Annotated in this window: 6 protein-coding genes and 3 pseudogenes; 5 read left to right on the forward strand and 4 right to left on the reverse strand. The window is 62.7% G+C overall.

What is annotated here, in order from left to right:
- The first annotated feature begins 7 nt into the window (after positions 1-7).
- The 3 genes and pseudogenes from S101446_RS15920 (at position 8) to S101446_RS15930 (ending at position 8,088) form a co-directional block, all read left to right on the forward strand.
- Positions 8-1,650, forward strand: a pseudogene (locus tag S101446_RS15920) (alginate export family protein).
- Between the two features lie 29 nt (positions 1,651-1,679).
- Positions 1,680-4,577 (forward strand): nitrite reductase large subunit NirB, encoded by a 2,898-nt coding sequence (gene nirB, locus S101446_RS15925; RefSeq protein WP_087608913.1) that lies wholly within the window; start codon positions 1,680-1,682, stop codon positions 4,575-4,577.
- A 4-nt stretch (positions 4,578-4,581) separates the two neighbouring features.
- Positions 4,582-8,088 (forward strand): molybdopterin-dependent oxidoreductase, encoded by a 3,507-nt coding sequence (locus S101446_RS15930; protein ID WP_244184668.1) that lies wholly within the window; start codon positions 4,582-4,584, stop codon positions 8,086-8,088.
- Here the strand turns inward: S101446_RS15930 and S101446_RS15935 are convergent.
- Positions 8,057-10,684: pseudogene (locus tag S101446_RS15935) on the reverse strand (Tn3 family transposase); the annotation flags it as partial. The gene S101446_RS15930 and the pseudogene S101446_RS15935 overlap by 32 nt on opposite strands.
- 114 nt (positions 10,685-10,798) lie before the next feature.
- Between S101446_RS15935 and S101446_RS15940 the strand changes: the two are divergent.
- On the forward strand, positions 10,799-11,359 hold the full coding sequence (locus tag S101446_RS15940; RefSeq protein ID WP_087608914.1) for a recombinase family protein: 561 nt from the start codon (positions 10,799-10,801) through the stop codon (positions 11,357-11,359).
- 64 nt (positions 11,360-11,423) lie between these two features.
- Here the strand turns inward: S101446_RS15940 and S101446_RS18700 are convergent, their stop codons facing one another.
- On the reverse strand, positions 11,424-11,729 hold the full coding sequence (locus S101446_RS18700) for a helix-turn-helix domain-containing protein (RefSeq protein WP_087608915.1): 306 nt from the start codon (positions 11,727-11,729) through the stop codon (positions 11,424-11,426).
- A gap of 63 nt (positions 11,730-11,792) precedes the next feature.
- A protein-coding gene (locus S101446_RS15950; RefSeq protein ID WP_118963845.1) for an IS3 family transposase occupies positions 11,793-12,979 on the reverse strand; the annotation gives its coding sequence in 2 pieces (ribosomal slippage) (positions 11,793-12,721 and positions 12,721-12,979; 1,188 coding nt in all).
- A gap of 59 nt (positions 12,980-13,038) precedes the next feature.
- Here S101446_RS15950 and S101446_RS15960 point away from each other — a divergent pair.
- A pseudogene (locus tag S101446_RS15960) lies at positions 13,039-13,416 on the forward strand (lipopolysaccharide biosynthesis protein); the annotation flags it as partial.
- Between the two features lie 18 nt (positions 13,417-13,434).
- Here S101446_RS15960 and S101446_RS15965 read toward each other — a convergent pair.
- The gene (locus tag S101446_RS15965; protein WP_244184684.1) at positions 13,435-15,537 is read right to left on the reverse strand and encodes a TonB-dependent receptor; all 2,103 of its coding nucleotides are present in this window, start codon (positions 15,535-15,537) and stop codon (positions 13,435-13,437) included.
- Between the last annotated feature and the right edge of the window lie 87 nt (positions 15,538-15,624).

Raw genomic sequence — 15,624 nt, forward strand, 5'->3', positions numbered from 1 at the left:
GTATCCCGTGACCTGTATTTCCGACGTGCTCCGGCCCGCTTCGCTTACGGTCGGCTTTACCACCGTTCTTGCCAGCCTGTTTACCGGGCATGCGGCCCATGCCGATACTCCGCCCGCCGCGGGTGTCACGGCAACCGGTATCCTGCCAACTGCGTCCCGTCCGCCTGAAAAGGCGGCCATCCACCGCCTGGCCCTGCCACACAGCCCTGACTGGGGTGTCTTCAACGCAGGCAAGGGAGCCGCCGCCGGGTTCGGCACCGTGGGTGGTTTTGGCCAGGCGCGCTGGGCCGAGGACTGGAGCGATATTGTCAATACACCCCCTGAACAGCGCCGCAATGACTGGTTCAACCGCCTGAAATACATTCCCCTGACAGATAAAGGCGATATCTGGCTGTCCATCAATGGGGAGGAACGGCTACGCTATGCCTTTGAAAACCAGCCGCAGATGGGGACCGCCGGCAAGACCAATGCCAGCCGCGTGCTGCTGCGCAGCCAGTATGGCGCCGACCTGCACCTGGGTGAACATGTCCGCGCCTATGCCGAGTTCCTGTGGGGCGAAGCGGGGGGATCGAACTATTATGGTTACCAGACCGGGGTGCAGCGCGAACGGCTTGATCTCCAGCAGGGCATTCTGGAGGTAAAGGGCAGGATGCTGGGGGCACGGATGGGCGTGATCGGCGGTCGCCAGATCTTTCTCGATGCTCCCGTTACCATGCAGTCTGCGCGCGACCTGACCAATGCCCAGCAGTCGTGGGATGGATTCCGTGGCTACGCGGTGTGGAAATCCTTCCGGCTGGACCTGTTCGATTTCATGCAGACCAGCAAGCTGCCGCGTAACGTATTCGCCGACGGCACGAACTACAACGCCCGGATGTATGGGATTTATACGTCCACGGCGCTGCCGAAGTTTTCGGTCATGGGGCAGAAAAGCCAGGTTTTTGCTGATGTGTTCTTCATTGGCTACCTGTTCAACGGTGCATCGGCGGCGCTGGCCACCACAACGGGCACGCAGGCCGGATCGACCCGCCGCGACAATATCGGTGCACGCGTGTGGGGGAATGTCGGCCCCTTCGATATCAGCCTGACGGGCGTGTTCCAGGGCGGCGAATTCCGTCCCGCCAGCGGGGGCGCAACACGCGCAGTGCGCGCCTATGCCGTTAACGGGACATTGGGATGGACGGCAAAAAGCCTGAAGGCAAAACCGTCCATCGCATTGCAGGGCGATCTGTTTTCAGGCGGGTCCTACCATAGTCAGGATGGCGCGGTCGGCACGTTTGCCACTCCCTATTTCCCGCTGCCGTATTATAATGACGTGACACTGGCCCTGACATCGCAGAACCTAGTCGGCATCGGGCCGGTCATTACGGCAGCCCCGCTGCCAAACCTGCATCTCAAGCTGCATGTCCCCGTTTTCTGGCGCGAAAGCACGCAGGATGCAGTGTATATGGCACCGGCAAGATCTATAGCTGGTGTAACGGCCTTTCGGGCGGCTTTATCGGCACCACGCCCCAGACACAGCTTGCGTGGAATTTCGCGCCCCACTGGACATGGACGCACGATATCGCAGGCTTCGTCGCATCGCAGGGGATGCACCGTGCGGGGGCGAAGGACGGGGCATTCTACATGCAGACCATGGAATTCAAATTCTGACAGCCGATTGTACGACAGGGGAAACGAACATGACCGGAACGCGAAACATCGTCATCATCGGCAACGGTATGGTTGGCCATTACTGTGCCGAACAGCTTGTGGCGCATGGTCTGCATGAGGACTGCGGGATTCACATTTTTGGTGACGAACTTCACGATGCCTATGACCGTGTGCACCTGACCGAATATATGAGCGGACGCGACGCGCTGGCGCTGCGCCTGCATGTGGATGATTTCCATACCCATCACGGCCTGACCCTGCACCGTGGCGTCAGGGTGACCCGCATCGACCGCGCGGCCCGGATGGTGGAAAGCGCCGAAGGCCCGCTGCCCTACGACACGCTGATCCTTGCCACTGGTTCCACGCCGTTCGTGCCGCCGGTTCCAGGCAATACGGGCACAGCGGGGCTGGTCTATCGCACGCTGGATGACCTTGACATGATCCGGGCCGCAGCAGATGGCGCGTCGCACGGCGTGGTCATTGGCGGCGGCCTGCTGGGACTGGAGGCCGCCAATGCGCTGTCGGGGCTGGGCCTGTCCACGGCCGTTGTGGAATTCGCGCCGCGCCTCATGCCCGTGCAGCTTGATGATGATGGTGGTCAGGCCCTGAAGCAGCGGATCGAGGCACTGGGGATCGAAGTGCTTACATCCCATGCCACGCAGCAGATCACCGCGGGCGAGACACATCGTCACCGCCTTGTCTTTGCCGATGGTACGTTTCTTGAAACCGATCTGGTGGTCTTTTCCGCCGGCATTCGCGCACAGGACAGGCTGGCGCGTGACTGCGGGCTTGCCATCGGTTCGCGCGGCGGTGTCGTGATAGACGGGCAATGCCGTACATCCGACCCGGCAATCTACGCGATCGGGGAATGCGCGTGCTGGAACGGACAGGTGTTCGGACTGGTGGCACCGGGCTACACCATGGCGCGCACGCTCGCATCCACCCTAGCGGGGGAAGAAGCCGCCTTTACCGGTGCGGACATGTCCACCAAGCTCAAGCTGCTGGGTGTGGATGTCGGCTCGATTGGCGATGCGCATGGCGCGACACCGGGTAGTCGGAGCTACCGCTTCATCGGGGAAGTGGATGGGTCCTACCGCCGCCTTGTGCTCTCGGATGATGGCAGTCGTGTGATCGGGGCCGTGCTGGTGGGGGATAACGCCTATTACGATACGATCGTGCAATATGTACAGAACGCCATCAAACCCCCGGCAGACCCGGCGGCCCTGATCCTGCCGCGTGGGGAGGGAGCGGACCTGCTGGGCGCTGACGCGCTGCCCGATACGGCCATGATCTGCTCGTGCCACAACGTGACGAAAGGGGCGATCTGCACCGCCATTGAAGGCGGCTGTACGGATATTGCCGCCCTGAAGCAGTCCACAAAGGCCAGTACCGGCTGCGGCGGGTGTTCGGGCCTGCTCAAGAACGTGTTCGAGACCGAACTCGAAGCGCGCGGCATTGCGGTGGACCACAGCCTGTGCGAACATTTTTCCTACACGCGGCAGGAACTATATTCCCTTGTCCGCGTGCACGGGATCCAGACTTTTGAAGACCTGATGGCGCAATACGGCAACGGTGGGCTGGGCTGCGATATCTGCAAGCCCGCTGTCGGTTCCATCCTGGCATCAGCCTGGAACAGGCCGATTACGGACCCGCTCTATATTCCGCTGCAGGACACGAACGACACGTTCATGGCCAACATGCAGAAAAACGGCACCTATTCGGTCGTACCCCGCATTGCGGGCGGTGAGATCACACCGGACAAGCTGATTGTCCTGGGCCAGGTAGCAAAGAAATACGGTCTCTATACCAAGATCACTGGCGGTCAGCGTATCGATCTGTTCGGTGCGCAACTGGACCAGTTGCCTGATATCTGGGCTGAACTGCTGGAAGCAGGCTTCGAGACCGGGCAGGCCTATGGCAAGTCCACCCGGACCGTAAAGTCCTGTGTTGGCAGCACATGGTGCCGCTATGGCGTGCAGGACAGTGTGGGCAAGGCGCTGGATCTGGAAAACCGTTACAAGGGCCTGCGTTCGCCGCACAAGCTCAAATTCGCCGTGTCCGGCTGCACCCGCGAATGTGCCGAGGCACAGAGCAAGGATGTGGGGGTGATCGCAACCGAGAATGGGTGGAATCTTTACGTTTGCGGCAATGGCGGCATGCGCCCGCGCCATGCGGAACTGTTCGCGACTGATCTCGATGCACAGACGCTGGTGAAATACATCGACCGTTTCCTGATGTTCTATATCCGGACAGCGGACAAGCTGCAGCGTACCTCGGTCTGGCGTGAAAATCTTGAAGGCGGGCTGGATTACCTCAAGGATGTCATCATCAACGACAGCCTTGGCATCTGCGCGGAACTGGAACGGCAGATGCAGATGGTGGTGGACCACTATCACTGCGAGTGGCGCGACGCGCTGACGGACCGTGAAAAACTCAAGCGGTTCCGCACCTTCGTCAATGACAGCCGCCCCGACCCGAACATCCGCACCATTCCCGAGCGCGATCAGGTCCGTCCAGCCGAAAACCTGCCCGAAACCGTAGCATCACCCGGCCCGCATGACTGGACCGAACTGTGCGGACTTAATGACCTGGTGGCAAAATCAGGTGTCGTAGCCTGGCATGACGGAAGCCAGATTGCCCTGTTCTACCTGCCTGCAACGCAGGGCGCGCCTGCCCGGGTCTATGCGATCGACAACCATGATCCGTTTTCAAACGCCAATGTAATCGGGCGCGGCATCATGGGCGACCTGAAGGGACAGGTGGTGGTGGCCTCCCCGCTCTACAAACAGCATTTCCGTCTGGAGGACGGACAGTGCCTGGAAGATCCCGCCGTCCGGCTGCGGACATGGGACGCCCGCGTGGAAAACGGGAAAGTGGCGATCCGGGCCCGGACGGCTACAGCCACGCCGGAACCCATTCCGGCCTGATCCCATGGCGCGGGAGGACATCCGCACGGTCTGCCCCTATTGCGGGGTGGGCTGTGGGGTCATACTGGAGGTGGAGAACGGCCGTATTGCAAAAGTGCGGGGCGATGGCGCGCACCCGGCAAATGGCGGCCGCCTGTGCACCAAGGGCAGTTCGTGCGACCGGCCGCTCCTGTCCGACCAGCGCCTGCGCCATGCCGCCATCCGCCCCCGGCGCGGGGAACAGGCCGTATCTGTGGGCATGCAGCAAGCTATCGACGCCACGGCGGAACGGCTGCGCGCCATCCTTGACGAGCATGGACCCGACGCCATTGCCTTTTACGTATCGGGGCAGATGTCGCTGGAAGCACAGTACCTGATCAACAAGCTGGCCAAGGGCTTTGTCCGCAGCCAGCATATTGAATCCAATTCCCGCCTGTGCATGGCCGCCGCGGGCACCGGCTACAAGCTGTCGCTTGGTGCCGATGCGCCACCGGGCAGCTATGAGGATTTCGACTGCACCGACCTGTTTTTCGTCATTGGCGCCAACATGGCTGACTGCCACCCGATCCTGTTCCTGCGGTTGATGGACCGCAAGCGGGCGGGTGCACGGCTGATCGTGGTTGACCCACGCCGGACGGCCACGGCGGAAAAGGCCGATCTGTACCTGCCCATCCGTCCCGGCACGGATCTGGCGCTGCTCAATGGCCTGCTGCATCTGTTGGTAAAAAACGATGCGATCGACAGGGACTTCATTGCCCGGAGCACGACAGGATGGGAGGCGATGGAACCCTTCCTGGATGAATATGCCCCCCAGACCGTGGCTGAAATCACCGGCCTGCCGGTCGAGGACATCCTGACCGCCGCGCGCTGGATTGCGGAGGCCGGGGAGTGGATGAGCCTGTGGACCATGGGCCTGAACCAGAGCATTGCCGGCACCTGGAACACCAACGCCCTGTGCAACCTTCACCTTGCCACCGGTGCCATCTGCCGCCCCGGCAGCGGGCCGTTCTCGCTGACTGGGCAGCCCAACGCCATGGGCGGGCGCGAGATGGGCTACATGGGGCCGGGCCTGCCGGGACAGCGCAGCACGCTGGTAGCAGCCGACCGTGCCTTTACCGAAGAACAGTGGTCGCTCCCCCCCGGCACCCTGCGCGAAACCGGGGGCAATGGCGTGATTGCCATGTTCGAGGCGATGGAACGCGGTGAGATCCGGGCATGCTGGGTCATCTGTACCAATCCCGTTGCCACCGTCGCCAATCGCCGCCATGTTGTCCGGGCGCTGGAGGCGGCCGAATGCGTGATCGTGCAGGATGCCTTCGCGGATAGCGAGACGACACGCTTTGCCGATATCGTGCTGCCCGCTGCCCTGTGGGCCGAAGGGGACGGCGTGCAGGTCAATTCCGACCGTACCATGACACTGGCCCGCAAGGCCGTGCCGCCGCCGGGCGATGCGCTGCCGGACTGGGACATCATTGCCCGCGTGGCGCGTGCCATGGGGTATGAGAAAGATTTTGCCTTCACCTCTGCCGCCGACGTGTTTGCCGAGGCCAGCCGGTTCGGCAACCCGAAAACCGGCTATGACATTGCAGGCGTCAGCCACGTACGGCTGCGCGAAGGGCCGGTGCAATGGCCCGCGCCCGCAGGCGACACGCAGGCCCGGCACCCGATCCGTTACCTTTGCTCCGACGGCACCGGCCCGGTCTTTGCCACGCCGGACGGGAAGGGCGTCTTTTTTGCCCGTCCGTGGATGCGGCCGGATGAATGGCCGGATGAGGAATTCCCCTTCGTGCTGAACAGCGGCAGGCTGCAGCACCAGTGGCATACGCTGACCAAGACCGGCCGCGTGGACAGCCTGAACCGCCTGAATCCCGGCCCCTTTGTAGAAATTGCCCCGCCCGATGCCCATGCGCTTGGCCTGACGCAGGACGATCGCGTAAGGATCACGTCACGGCGGGGGCAGATTGTCCTGCCGGTCCAGATCTCCGCGCGGGTACGGCCCGGCACCTGCTTTGCCCCGTTCCACTGGAATGACCGTTTCGGGCCGGACCTGACGGTCAATTCCATTACACCGGATGCTGTTGACCCGATTTCGCTGCAACCCGGTTTCAAACTCTGCGCGGTGGCGCTGGAACGGGTAGAACAGGCCGCAGGCCCGGCCGCCGATGATGTGGAACCAGTCAGGAAAGGAGAGTCCGCCATGATGCTGCGCGCCCTTGCCAGCCATCTCGGTCTGGAGCGGCCGGACCAGTCCGTTGCCGCAACCCTGCCCGAGGAGGGACGGGCATGGCTGTCCGGGTTCCTTGACGGGCTGGAAATGGCCCCGCCGGGCGTGGGCGAGGTACCCGTGCTGCCCGCATCGGCACCTCTGCCGGCACAGGCGCGCGCGCGCATCAGCGGTATTCTTGCAGGCTTGTACAGCCGCATGCAGCCGGGTGAAGGCGGCGGGACCATGCCGGCGCCTGCGGCCGCCACGCCGGGTATCAGCGTATGGTGGGCATCTCAGACCGGGCGGGCGGAAGGACTGGCGGCCACGATCGTTGGCTGGCTGCGCGAAGCCGGCCACGCGGCGGAAGGAAAATGCCTTGATGCATTTGATGTAAACACCACCGCCGCGGGTCCGGCGCTGTTCGTGGTATCCACCTTCGGTGACGGGGACCCGCCAGACTGCGCCGCTCCGTTCTGGGACATGCTGCGTGAACGCCAGGCCCCCATGCCCGGCCTGATATTTGCCGTGCTGGCACTGGGAGATTCCTCGTATGCCAGTTTCTGCGGCTTCGGCCGTGCGCTGGACGGACGCCTGCGGGAACTGGGGGCAACGCCATTCGTGGAACGCGTGGACTGCGAGCCGGATTTCAAGGATACGGTCGAGACGTGGCGGACAACCATGCTTACGGCCCTTGCGCAGGTCGCAACCGGTGGAAAGGTTGCCTCGTCCGCACTGGTGGAAGCACCATCGCCCCCGGTTTCCGGCACGCGGGAGGCCCCGGTCATGGCCCGCTTGTCCATCAACGAGCGGCTGTGCGCTGCAGGGTGTGACAGGGATACGCGGCGTATCGGCCTGGATGTAAGCGGAACGGAACTGAACTGGTTCCCCGGCGATGCGCTGGGCATATGGCCCAGCAACCCGGCGGTCCATGTGCAGGCGGCCCTGCGCGCGCTGCGCCTGCCGGAAGAGACGCCCATCGTGCTGCGCGGCTGCGGAACGGTGGGGCTGCGCGAAGCCCTTACGCGCCACCTTGACCTGAGCCGCCCCAACCCGGCCATGCTGGAGGCACTGGGTGGTTGTGCGCCGGGTTTCCTGCCCCACCTGCTGAACGATGTAGTGCTGTCGGTCACGGCGCAGGACATAGCGGGCCTGTTCCGGCGCATGCAGCCGCGGCTTTACTCGATTGCCTCCTCGCCACAGGCATCCGGGCGGGTGGTGGAATTGACAATGGGGGGCAGCCTTACGCCATGGCCGGGCATATGGGGTCGTTTGCGGGAGGGGGCGAAATCCTACGTTAAGGCTTTGGCCAGCGATATTCTCCGGTGAGATTGATGTGCTCCCATCCGAGCGGAGAGACGTGGGCCAAGAGATCGGGCGATAGCAGTTTTCCCTCGCGTTTGTGACTGGCAACGACTTCGCTCAGCTTCATGGTGTTCCAGAAGATGATGATGGCGGCTAGCAGGTTCATGCCGGCGATCCTGTAATGCTGGCCTTCGGCGGAACGGTCGCGGATTTCGCCGCGCCGGTGGAAGCTGATGGCTCGTTTCAGCGCGTGATGGGCCTCGCCCTTGTTGAGCCCGATCTGGGCACGGCGTTGCAGCTCGGCATCCAGAATCCAGTCGATCATGAACAGGGTCCGCTCGACGCGGCCGACCTCCCGCAAAGCCGTGGCCAGTTCGTTCTGCCTCGGATAGGAGGCAAGTTTGCGCAGGATCTGGCTTGGCGCGATGCTTCCGGCCGCGATGGTGGCAGCGATGCGCAGGATATCGAGCCAGTTGCGCTCGATCATGACCTGATTGATTTTTCCGCCGATCATGGCCCGCAGGTGGGCCGGGGCGGCCATGGGATTGAATGCATAGAGCCGTTTGGACGGCAGATCGCGAATGCGCGGAGCGAACCGATAGCCGAGAATGGCGCATGCGGCAAAGACGTGATCGGTGAAGCCGCCCGTATCAGCGAACTGCTCGCGGATATGGCGGCCGGCATCGTTCATAAGCAGGCCGTCGAGGATGTAAGGAGCTTCGCTCGCCGTCGCAGGGATCACCTGGGTCGCGAACGGCGCATATTGGTCGGAGACGTGGGTATAAGCCTTCAGGCCCGGGGTATTGCCGTATTTCGCGTTGACCAGGTTCATGGCCTCGCCTTGTTCCGTGGCGGAGAAGAACTGGCCGTCGCTCGAGGCCGAGCTGCCCATGCCCCAAAACTGGGCCATTGGTAGCACTGCTTGCGCCTCGACCACCATGGCCAGCGCCCGGTCGTAGGCTTCGCCCTCGACATGCCACCGTCCAATGCGGATCAGTTCCCAGAAGGTGTGTGTGTTCGTCGCGTCGGCCATCTTGCGTAGGCCGAGGTTGATCCCTTCCGCAAGGATGACGTTCATCAGCCCGATCCGGTCGGCGCAGGGCGCTCCAGTGCGCAGATGCGTGAACGCTTCGGTGAAGCCGGTCACTGCATCCACCTCCAGCAAGAGATCGGTGATGCGCGTGGGCGGGATCTGCTTGTAGAGATCGAGTACCAGATCTTCGGCGCCGGTCGGCACGGCGGCTTCGAGCTTCTCGATATGCAGAACGCCGTTTTCGATCGAACCGCCGGGAATCGTACCCGTGCGTGCCGCACGGCCAAGCTCGCGCAACCGGATATCGAGACGAGCTTGGCGGTCCGCCAGCCATTCTTCCGGCCGCAATGGCACGGCGAGTCGACCGCTTTCCGCAACGGCTTGCGCCGGGACGAGTGCATGTTTCAGATCGCCATAGCGCCGGGATCTGGCCAGCCAGACATCCCCGGAGCGGAACGTATCGCGCAGATGGAACAGCACCGCGATCTCCCAGAGGCGGGTGTCGCCAATCGCCTGGGCACGAAGATGACGATGCCATTTCGAGCTAGGCCGAAGGAAGCCGATACGCGCGGCATCATTCACACCGGCGCGCAGGGCCGTCACCGCTTCCAGAAGCGGCAGCGCGACTGGCGCAGCCCGCAGATCGAGCAGGCGCAACATGCGAGGAGCGTACCGGCGGAAACGGTGATAGCCATCGAGCACATGATTGAGCGGATCGTCCGCCATGGTGGCGGTCAGTCGTGTTGCCATTGCAACAAGAGTTTTGAAACCGTCCCAACCCGATCCACGCGCAATGACGTCGTCCAGCGGCTGGCCGTCGTCCTGTGCATCGACCAGGGCTCCGCCAATTTCGGCGAAGGATTTCAAGGTGTCGCGCACCACGTTCGCCTCGTCGGCGACCTTCGCCTGGCAAATGCGCTCTGATGCACGGTAGAGCCTGCCGACGATCCGGTCGTGGGTTTCGACCACGGCGTCGGCGAGCATCGCCTGCCATTCCGACGCGCAAACGGCCAGAATAGCAAGCCGTCTGTCTTGCGGAAGATCGCGCATGCCATCTGCATAGTACCGTTCGCCCTGCCTACGCAGACGTGTCACGCGATGAGCAGGAACACCGGCCAGCAGATCCTCGGAGAAATCGATACGTTGCAGGTATTCGAGCCGGTCGAGCAGCCGGTTAGCCGACAAAGAGTTCGACCCAGGCTCGAATTGGCGCAACCACACGAAGCGAGACACCCGGTCGTCAGCCGTCTCCTCGAGCAATGACAGCAACTGCTCCCGGATGGCCACGGACAGCCGGCTGGCGATCCTCGTCTCGATCCGCCGCTCAGCATCGACCAGGGCCTTGGCGCAAAGCCGCTCGATCGTCGATGTTGCAGGAAGAACCATGCGGGTGCGTCGGCACTCAGCCACGAAGCGGCGGGCGATATCCTCGTTCGACACCGCCATCTCGGCTTCCCGAAACAGCCAGTCCTTTAGTTCGCGTGAGCCACGTCCGGAGAAGGTACGGAATCCGTAGAGCGCCCGCAACTCGGCAAGATGTTCGTGCCGCGTCTCTTCGCGGGCGGCATACTTTTCTGGACACTTCCGGCCTTGGCTGAGAACCTGGCCTTTCTAGTGTCAGGAAAACACACAAAACGAATTCATTGACATAGTGTAAGCGTATTCCTTAGGTGTTTTCTGACACATAAGGGAGCGTTCATCATGGTCGGTCAGATCATCGCCTATGTTCGGGTATCAAGTGTTGACCAGAACACCGATCGGCAGAGCTTCGATGGGGTGAAGGTGGATAAGACCTTCACGGACAAATGCTCCGGCGGCACGCGGAACAGACCGGCTCTCACCGAGATGCTTCGTTATGTAAGGGAAGGTGACACCATAATCTGCCACAGCATCGACCGGCTTGCTCGTGACCTTCAAGACCTATTGCATCTTGTGGAGACACTCACAGTCCGTGGCGTAGGTGTTCGGTTTATCAAAGAAGCCCTGACGTTCGAGGGGAACGCTTCGCCCATGCAGACGATGATCCTGCAAGTGATGGGGGCTTTCGCTCAATTCGAGCGGTCCTTAATCAGGGAACGCCAGCGCGAAGGGCAACAGGCTGCCAGAGCCAGGGGAAAGCTACCCGGACGTAAGAAATCCCTGTCACCGGATCAGATCACGGCTCTAAAGGCCCGCGTTTCTGCTCACGAGCCAAAAGCCCAGATTGCCCGTGAATTCGGAATAAGCCGGGAAACGCTTTATGCGTATCTCAAGGCAGTCTAGCAAGAAGGGGCCGTTTGCGAGAGGTGCACCTCATTGCTCCTGATCCCGCTTCTCTGTGGTTCGATCAGGCTACCATCGCCCGGCGCACCGCATCGGGTTCACGCCATAAGACACGCAGAAGCGTCCGCACCGCCGGGTCAAGGCTCACACGGCCCTGCTCCCAGTTCCGCCATGTCGCCACCGGCACACCGACCAGAGTGGCAATGTCTGTCTGGGTCAGCTTCAACTGGCGGCGCACCGTCGCAGGAGACGGATAGGCTGGCCCCGGCAGATCGCTTTCTGTCCCATCTTCGCGGGCCTGCTGGTCAATCTCTGCGGCCGTCGTCGCCTGAACGCGCGCCAGATCGACCCGGCCGCCACGACGTTTGATGTCTGAGGTGGTCCCGTCCGTTCGGACAGTTTTGCGGGCTTGATAAGCTATACCCGGTTGTTGTTATGCCGCCCTTCTGACGGCGTTGCTGTTGGCCATCTGGTCCGGGGTTAACCCCGGACCAGATGGCGTCGGCACGTCATGATACGCCTCATCGGGCGTTCGTCCAGCCAGCGCCGTATGCGGACGCCTTTCGTTATAATGGGCGATCCATCTGCCAAGCCCGGCCCTCAGCTCTGATCCGGTCTCGAACGCGTACAGGTAGACGCATTCGTATTTCAGCGACCGCCACAGACGCTCGATGAACACGTTGTCCAGCCAGCGACCGCGCCCATCCATGCTGATGCGGATCTGACGCTCTTCCAGTATCCCGCTGAAACGGGGTGTCGTAAATTGCGACCCCTGGTCAGTATTGAAAATGTCCGGGGCGCCATAGCGCATGAGGGCATCCTGTAGCGCCTCGATACAGAACTCCACGTCCATCGTGTTCGACAGACGCCAGGACAGGACCTTGCGCGTGAACCAGTCCATGATCGCCACGAGATAGAGAAATCCCCGTTTCATGGGAATATATGTGATATCGGAACACCAGACCTGGTCAGGCCGATTGATGACCAGATCCCGTAGCAGATATGGATATTTCCGATGCTCCGGATGGGGCACGGTCGTGCGCGGCTTCTGGTAGATCGCCCGCAGGCCCATGATCGCCATGAGCCGCCGGACCCGCTTGCGGCCCACTTCATGTCCCTGGCGGCGCAGATGCCATGTCATCTGCCGTGAGCCATAATACGGCGTTTCCAGGAACTGGGCGTCGATCAGCCGCATCAGCTCCAGATTGGCTTCGCTCTGTGGCACAGGCCGATAGTAGACGCCCGACCGGTTGAGTTGCAGCAGCGTGCATTGCCGGATTATCGGCAGGCATGCTCTCTTCGGGTCAATCATCTGCCGCCTCTGATCACGCCCAACCGAGCAGAGGCATCGCGTAAAAAATCCCGTTCCACGAGAAGTTCGCCTATCTTCGCGTGCAGTTTCTCCACGTCAGCTGGGCTGACCGGGGGCTCAGCCACCGTCTTCCCGGAAAAGGTCGCCGCCATCCCCTCGATCGCCTGCCGTTTCCACTGGGCGATCATCGTCTGATGTACCCCATGTTTCGAAGCCAGTTCCGCCAGCGTCAGTTCCCCACGGATCGCCTCCAGCGCAACCCGTGACTTGAACTCTGCCGCATACCTCTTCCGCGTAACCTTGCCCATAAAACCCGTCCTCGTTCAGGCCAGATGATAGCTTATCGCCCTGTCCGAAAAATGGGGACCACCTCTTGCTGACATGGATGCTGCATGTGCACTGGCATGGTGGCCGCCACCTGATCATGCTCATGCTGGGCAGCGCCGTGCTGGGCCTGGGCATCGTGCCGCTCGAACCACTGCTGACCGTGATCGGCCAGGTCTCGCGCGTGCTCCGTACCCGCATCATCGTGACCCTGACCTACCTGCCGCTGGTTTATGGCATGACCCGGCTGTGGCGGCTTGAGGGGGCTGCGGCGGCAGGCGTCGTGGCGGGACTGATCATGTTTGGCATCTGCCTGCGCCCGGTGCTGGCCTGGTTTGGCCAGATGGCGCCGGGCCGTGCACCCGCCCGCCCCGTCACGGCGGAAACACAGGGCGGGGAAGGCGGGACGGGCACCTCCTGATGGACCGCCCCGCTCAGATCAGAAGCTCGCCGTCAGGCTCACATTGAACGACCGCCCCATGCCGGGCAGGGCGCGCAGGCTGCCGGTGGCGGCGTAATCGGCCAGCGACCAGCCGCCCAGCGGCAGTTCGTATTTCTGGTTCAGCACGTTGTCGATGCTGGCATCGAGCGTCATGTAGCGCCAGTGATACTGCCCGCCCAGCCCCAGCAGGGCATAGCCGGGGGTGCGGGGTTCGTTGCGCACCCAGTCCACCGTGTCCTTGGCCTTGACGAAGGTCATCTCGACCCGGCCGCTCCAGTTCTTCCACCGTTCGTTCAGCGTGACGCTGCCATTGGTGGGCATCTGGTGGTACAGCCCCGCGCCATTGGTCAGGTCCTGCCCGCGCACCCAGTTGAGGTTGGCCACGATCTCGCCCCGGCCAAAGCGGGCATTCTGCCACAGCCGGTAATTGCCCGATCCGTTGATGCCGTAGCTCTGGGCATTATGGTTGGCAAAGCCCAGCGTGTAGAACTGCCTCGCGCTGGCAAGGCGGTAGGCGTTTATGTAGTCGTGGGTGTAGGTGTAGTAGGGCTGGACCTTGAGGTCCCACCGGTCGCCATCGGGGTCATGCCAGTCAGCGGTGATGGAGGCGGTATTGGCGACCTCGGGCTTGAGGTCGGGGTTGCCCACGTAGCCGTTGCCATCGCCAAACCAGTTGATCATGCTCGTGACCATGGCCGAGCGGCCCCAGGCATAGCGCTCGTACAGGTTGGGCGAGCGGGTCTTGCGGGCATAGCCGCCCTCGATGGTCAGGTCGCGGCGTGGCTTCCAGCGCACCAGGGCGGTGACATCGAAGTTCACATCCGTCCGGCCCCGGTCGGTGGTGTTGAAGGCATTGGCCGCGTTGATGCTGGCCATGTTCATCATGCTCATGGTCGATGAATAGCCCGATACCGGGCCGGTATTCATCATGACCAGGTCATTGCGAAAGCCCAGCAGCGTGGTCACGCGCGGGGTCCAGGCGGCCTCCCATTCCACAAAATGGCCCAGCCGGTCGCGGTGGCCGTTATTGATGCTGTGATAGGTGTCCGGCCCCATCATCATGCTGCCCGCAACCGGCGGCCACCAGTCATTGAGGCCGGAATGGTCGAACGAACTGCCCAGCCGCAGGGTCTGGCCTTCCGCCAGGGGGATGGTGGCCTTGATGCTGTAGCCGGCCATGCGGGCATTGGTGTTCATGGGCATGTGGGTGGTCTTGGCGCGGTCGGGCAGGAAGTCCATGGCGTGGTCCTCGCGCTGCCAGTAGCCCCGGGCCTCAAGCTCGCCCCAGTCGAACGTGCCGAGATACTTGCCGTTGACGAAGGTGGAGCGGTTGTTCGTCATGTCCATGTACTGGTTGGCAAACCCTTCATGCGGGGTGTCCTGCTGGCCAAAGGTCAGGGCCAGCAGATGGTTGCCCTTGTGCACGCCAAAGGTCACGGCATGGTTGTAGGTCAGGTAGCTTGTCGAGCGCACCAGCCCCGCATCCCCGCCACCTTCATAATCACCCGCCTGCGCGTAGGAGGCATTGTAGCGCAGGCTGAACGTGTCATTGGCCACCGTCAGGCTGCCCGAGGCGCCATCCCCGCCGCCATTGCTGCGATAGGTGCCGGTGACATGCCCGGTCACGAGCACCTTGCCATGCCTCGCAAACTGCGGGTCCTTGCGCTCGACATCGATCGTGCCGCCGGTGCTGTCGCCGCCCATGCTCACGGGGGTTATGCCCGCGATGGCGGTGGCGGTGTCCACGCTGTCGGGGTCGATGAAGGACAGGGCAGGGTTCATGTGGTTGGGGCAGCCCGAGGCGATGCGCACGCCATCGACCACGGTGGCCACGCGGTCATCGGCCATGCCGTTGAGCACGGGCAGCGAGGCCAGCCCGCCTGCGGAATACGTGCTGACACCGGGCTGGTTGCGAAACAGGCTGGCGGCATCGGGGCTGCTCAGGCTGGCCGCCGTGCGCTGCGTGGCGGAAGGGGACGCCGCTGAAAGCAGGCGGTCGCCCATGGGGGTGCTGTCCGCCGTATCCTCGATCGAGAGGCCGGGCAGGGTCACGGTTGTCTGGGCGCGCGCGCCCAGCGGGTGCAGGGAGGCCGCCAGCATGCAGCCGCCTGCGGCCACCACGAGGGGGGGGGCCGTTTTTTTCATGGAAGTCACTTTTCATGTCCTGAACAGGAAAACGAAAGACGC

It is taken from the genome of Komagataeibacter europaeus, from assembly GCF_002173515.1.
Classification (GTDB): Bacteria; Pseudomonadota; Alphaproteobacteria; order Acetobacterales; family Acetobacteraceae; genus Komagataeibacter; species Komagataeibacter europaeus.

Bases quoted from the DNA above. Each gene is read 5' to 3' on its own strand.
- nirB (WP_087608913.1), top strand. From the start codon at position 1,680: ATGACCGGAACGCGAAACATCGTCATCATCGGCAACGGTATGGTTGGC.
- S101446_RS15930 (WP_244184668.1), top strand. From the start codon at position 4,582: ATGGCGCGGGAGGACATCCGCACGGTCTGCCCCTATTGCGGGGTGGGC.
- S101446_RS15940 (WP_087608914.1), top strand. From the start codon at position 10,799: ATGGTCGGTCAGATCATCGCCTATGTTCGGGTATCAAGTGTTGACCAG.
- S101446_RS15965 (WP_244184684.1), bottom strand. From the start codon at position 15,537: ATGCTGGCGGCCTCCCTGCACCCGCTGGGCGCGCGCGCCCAGACAACC.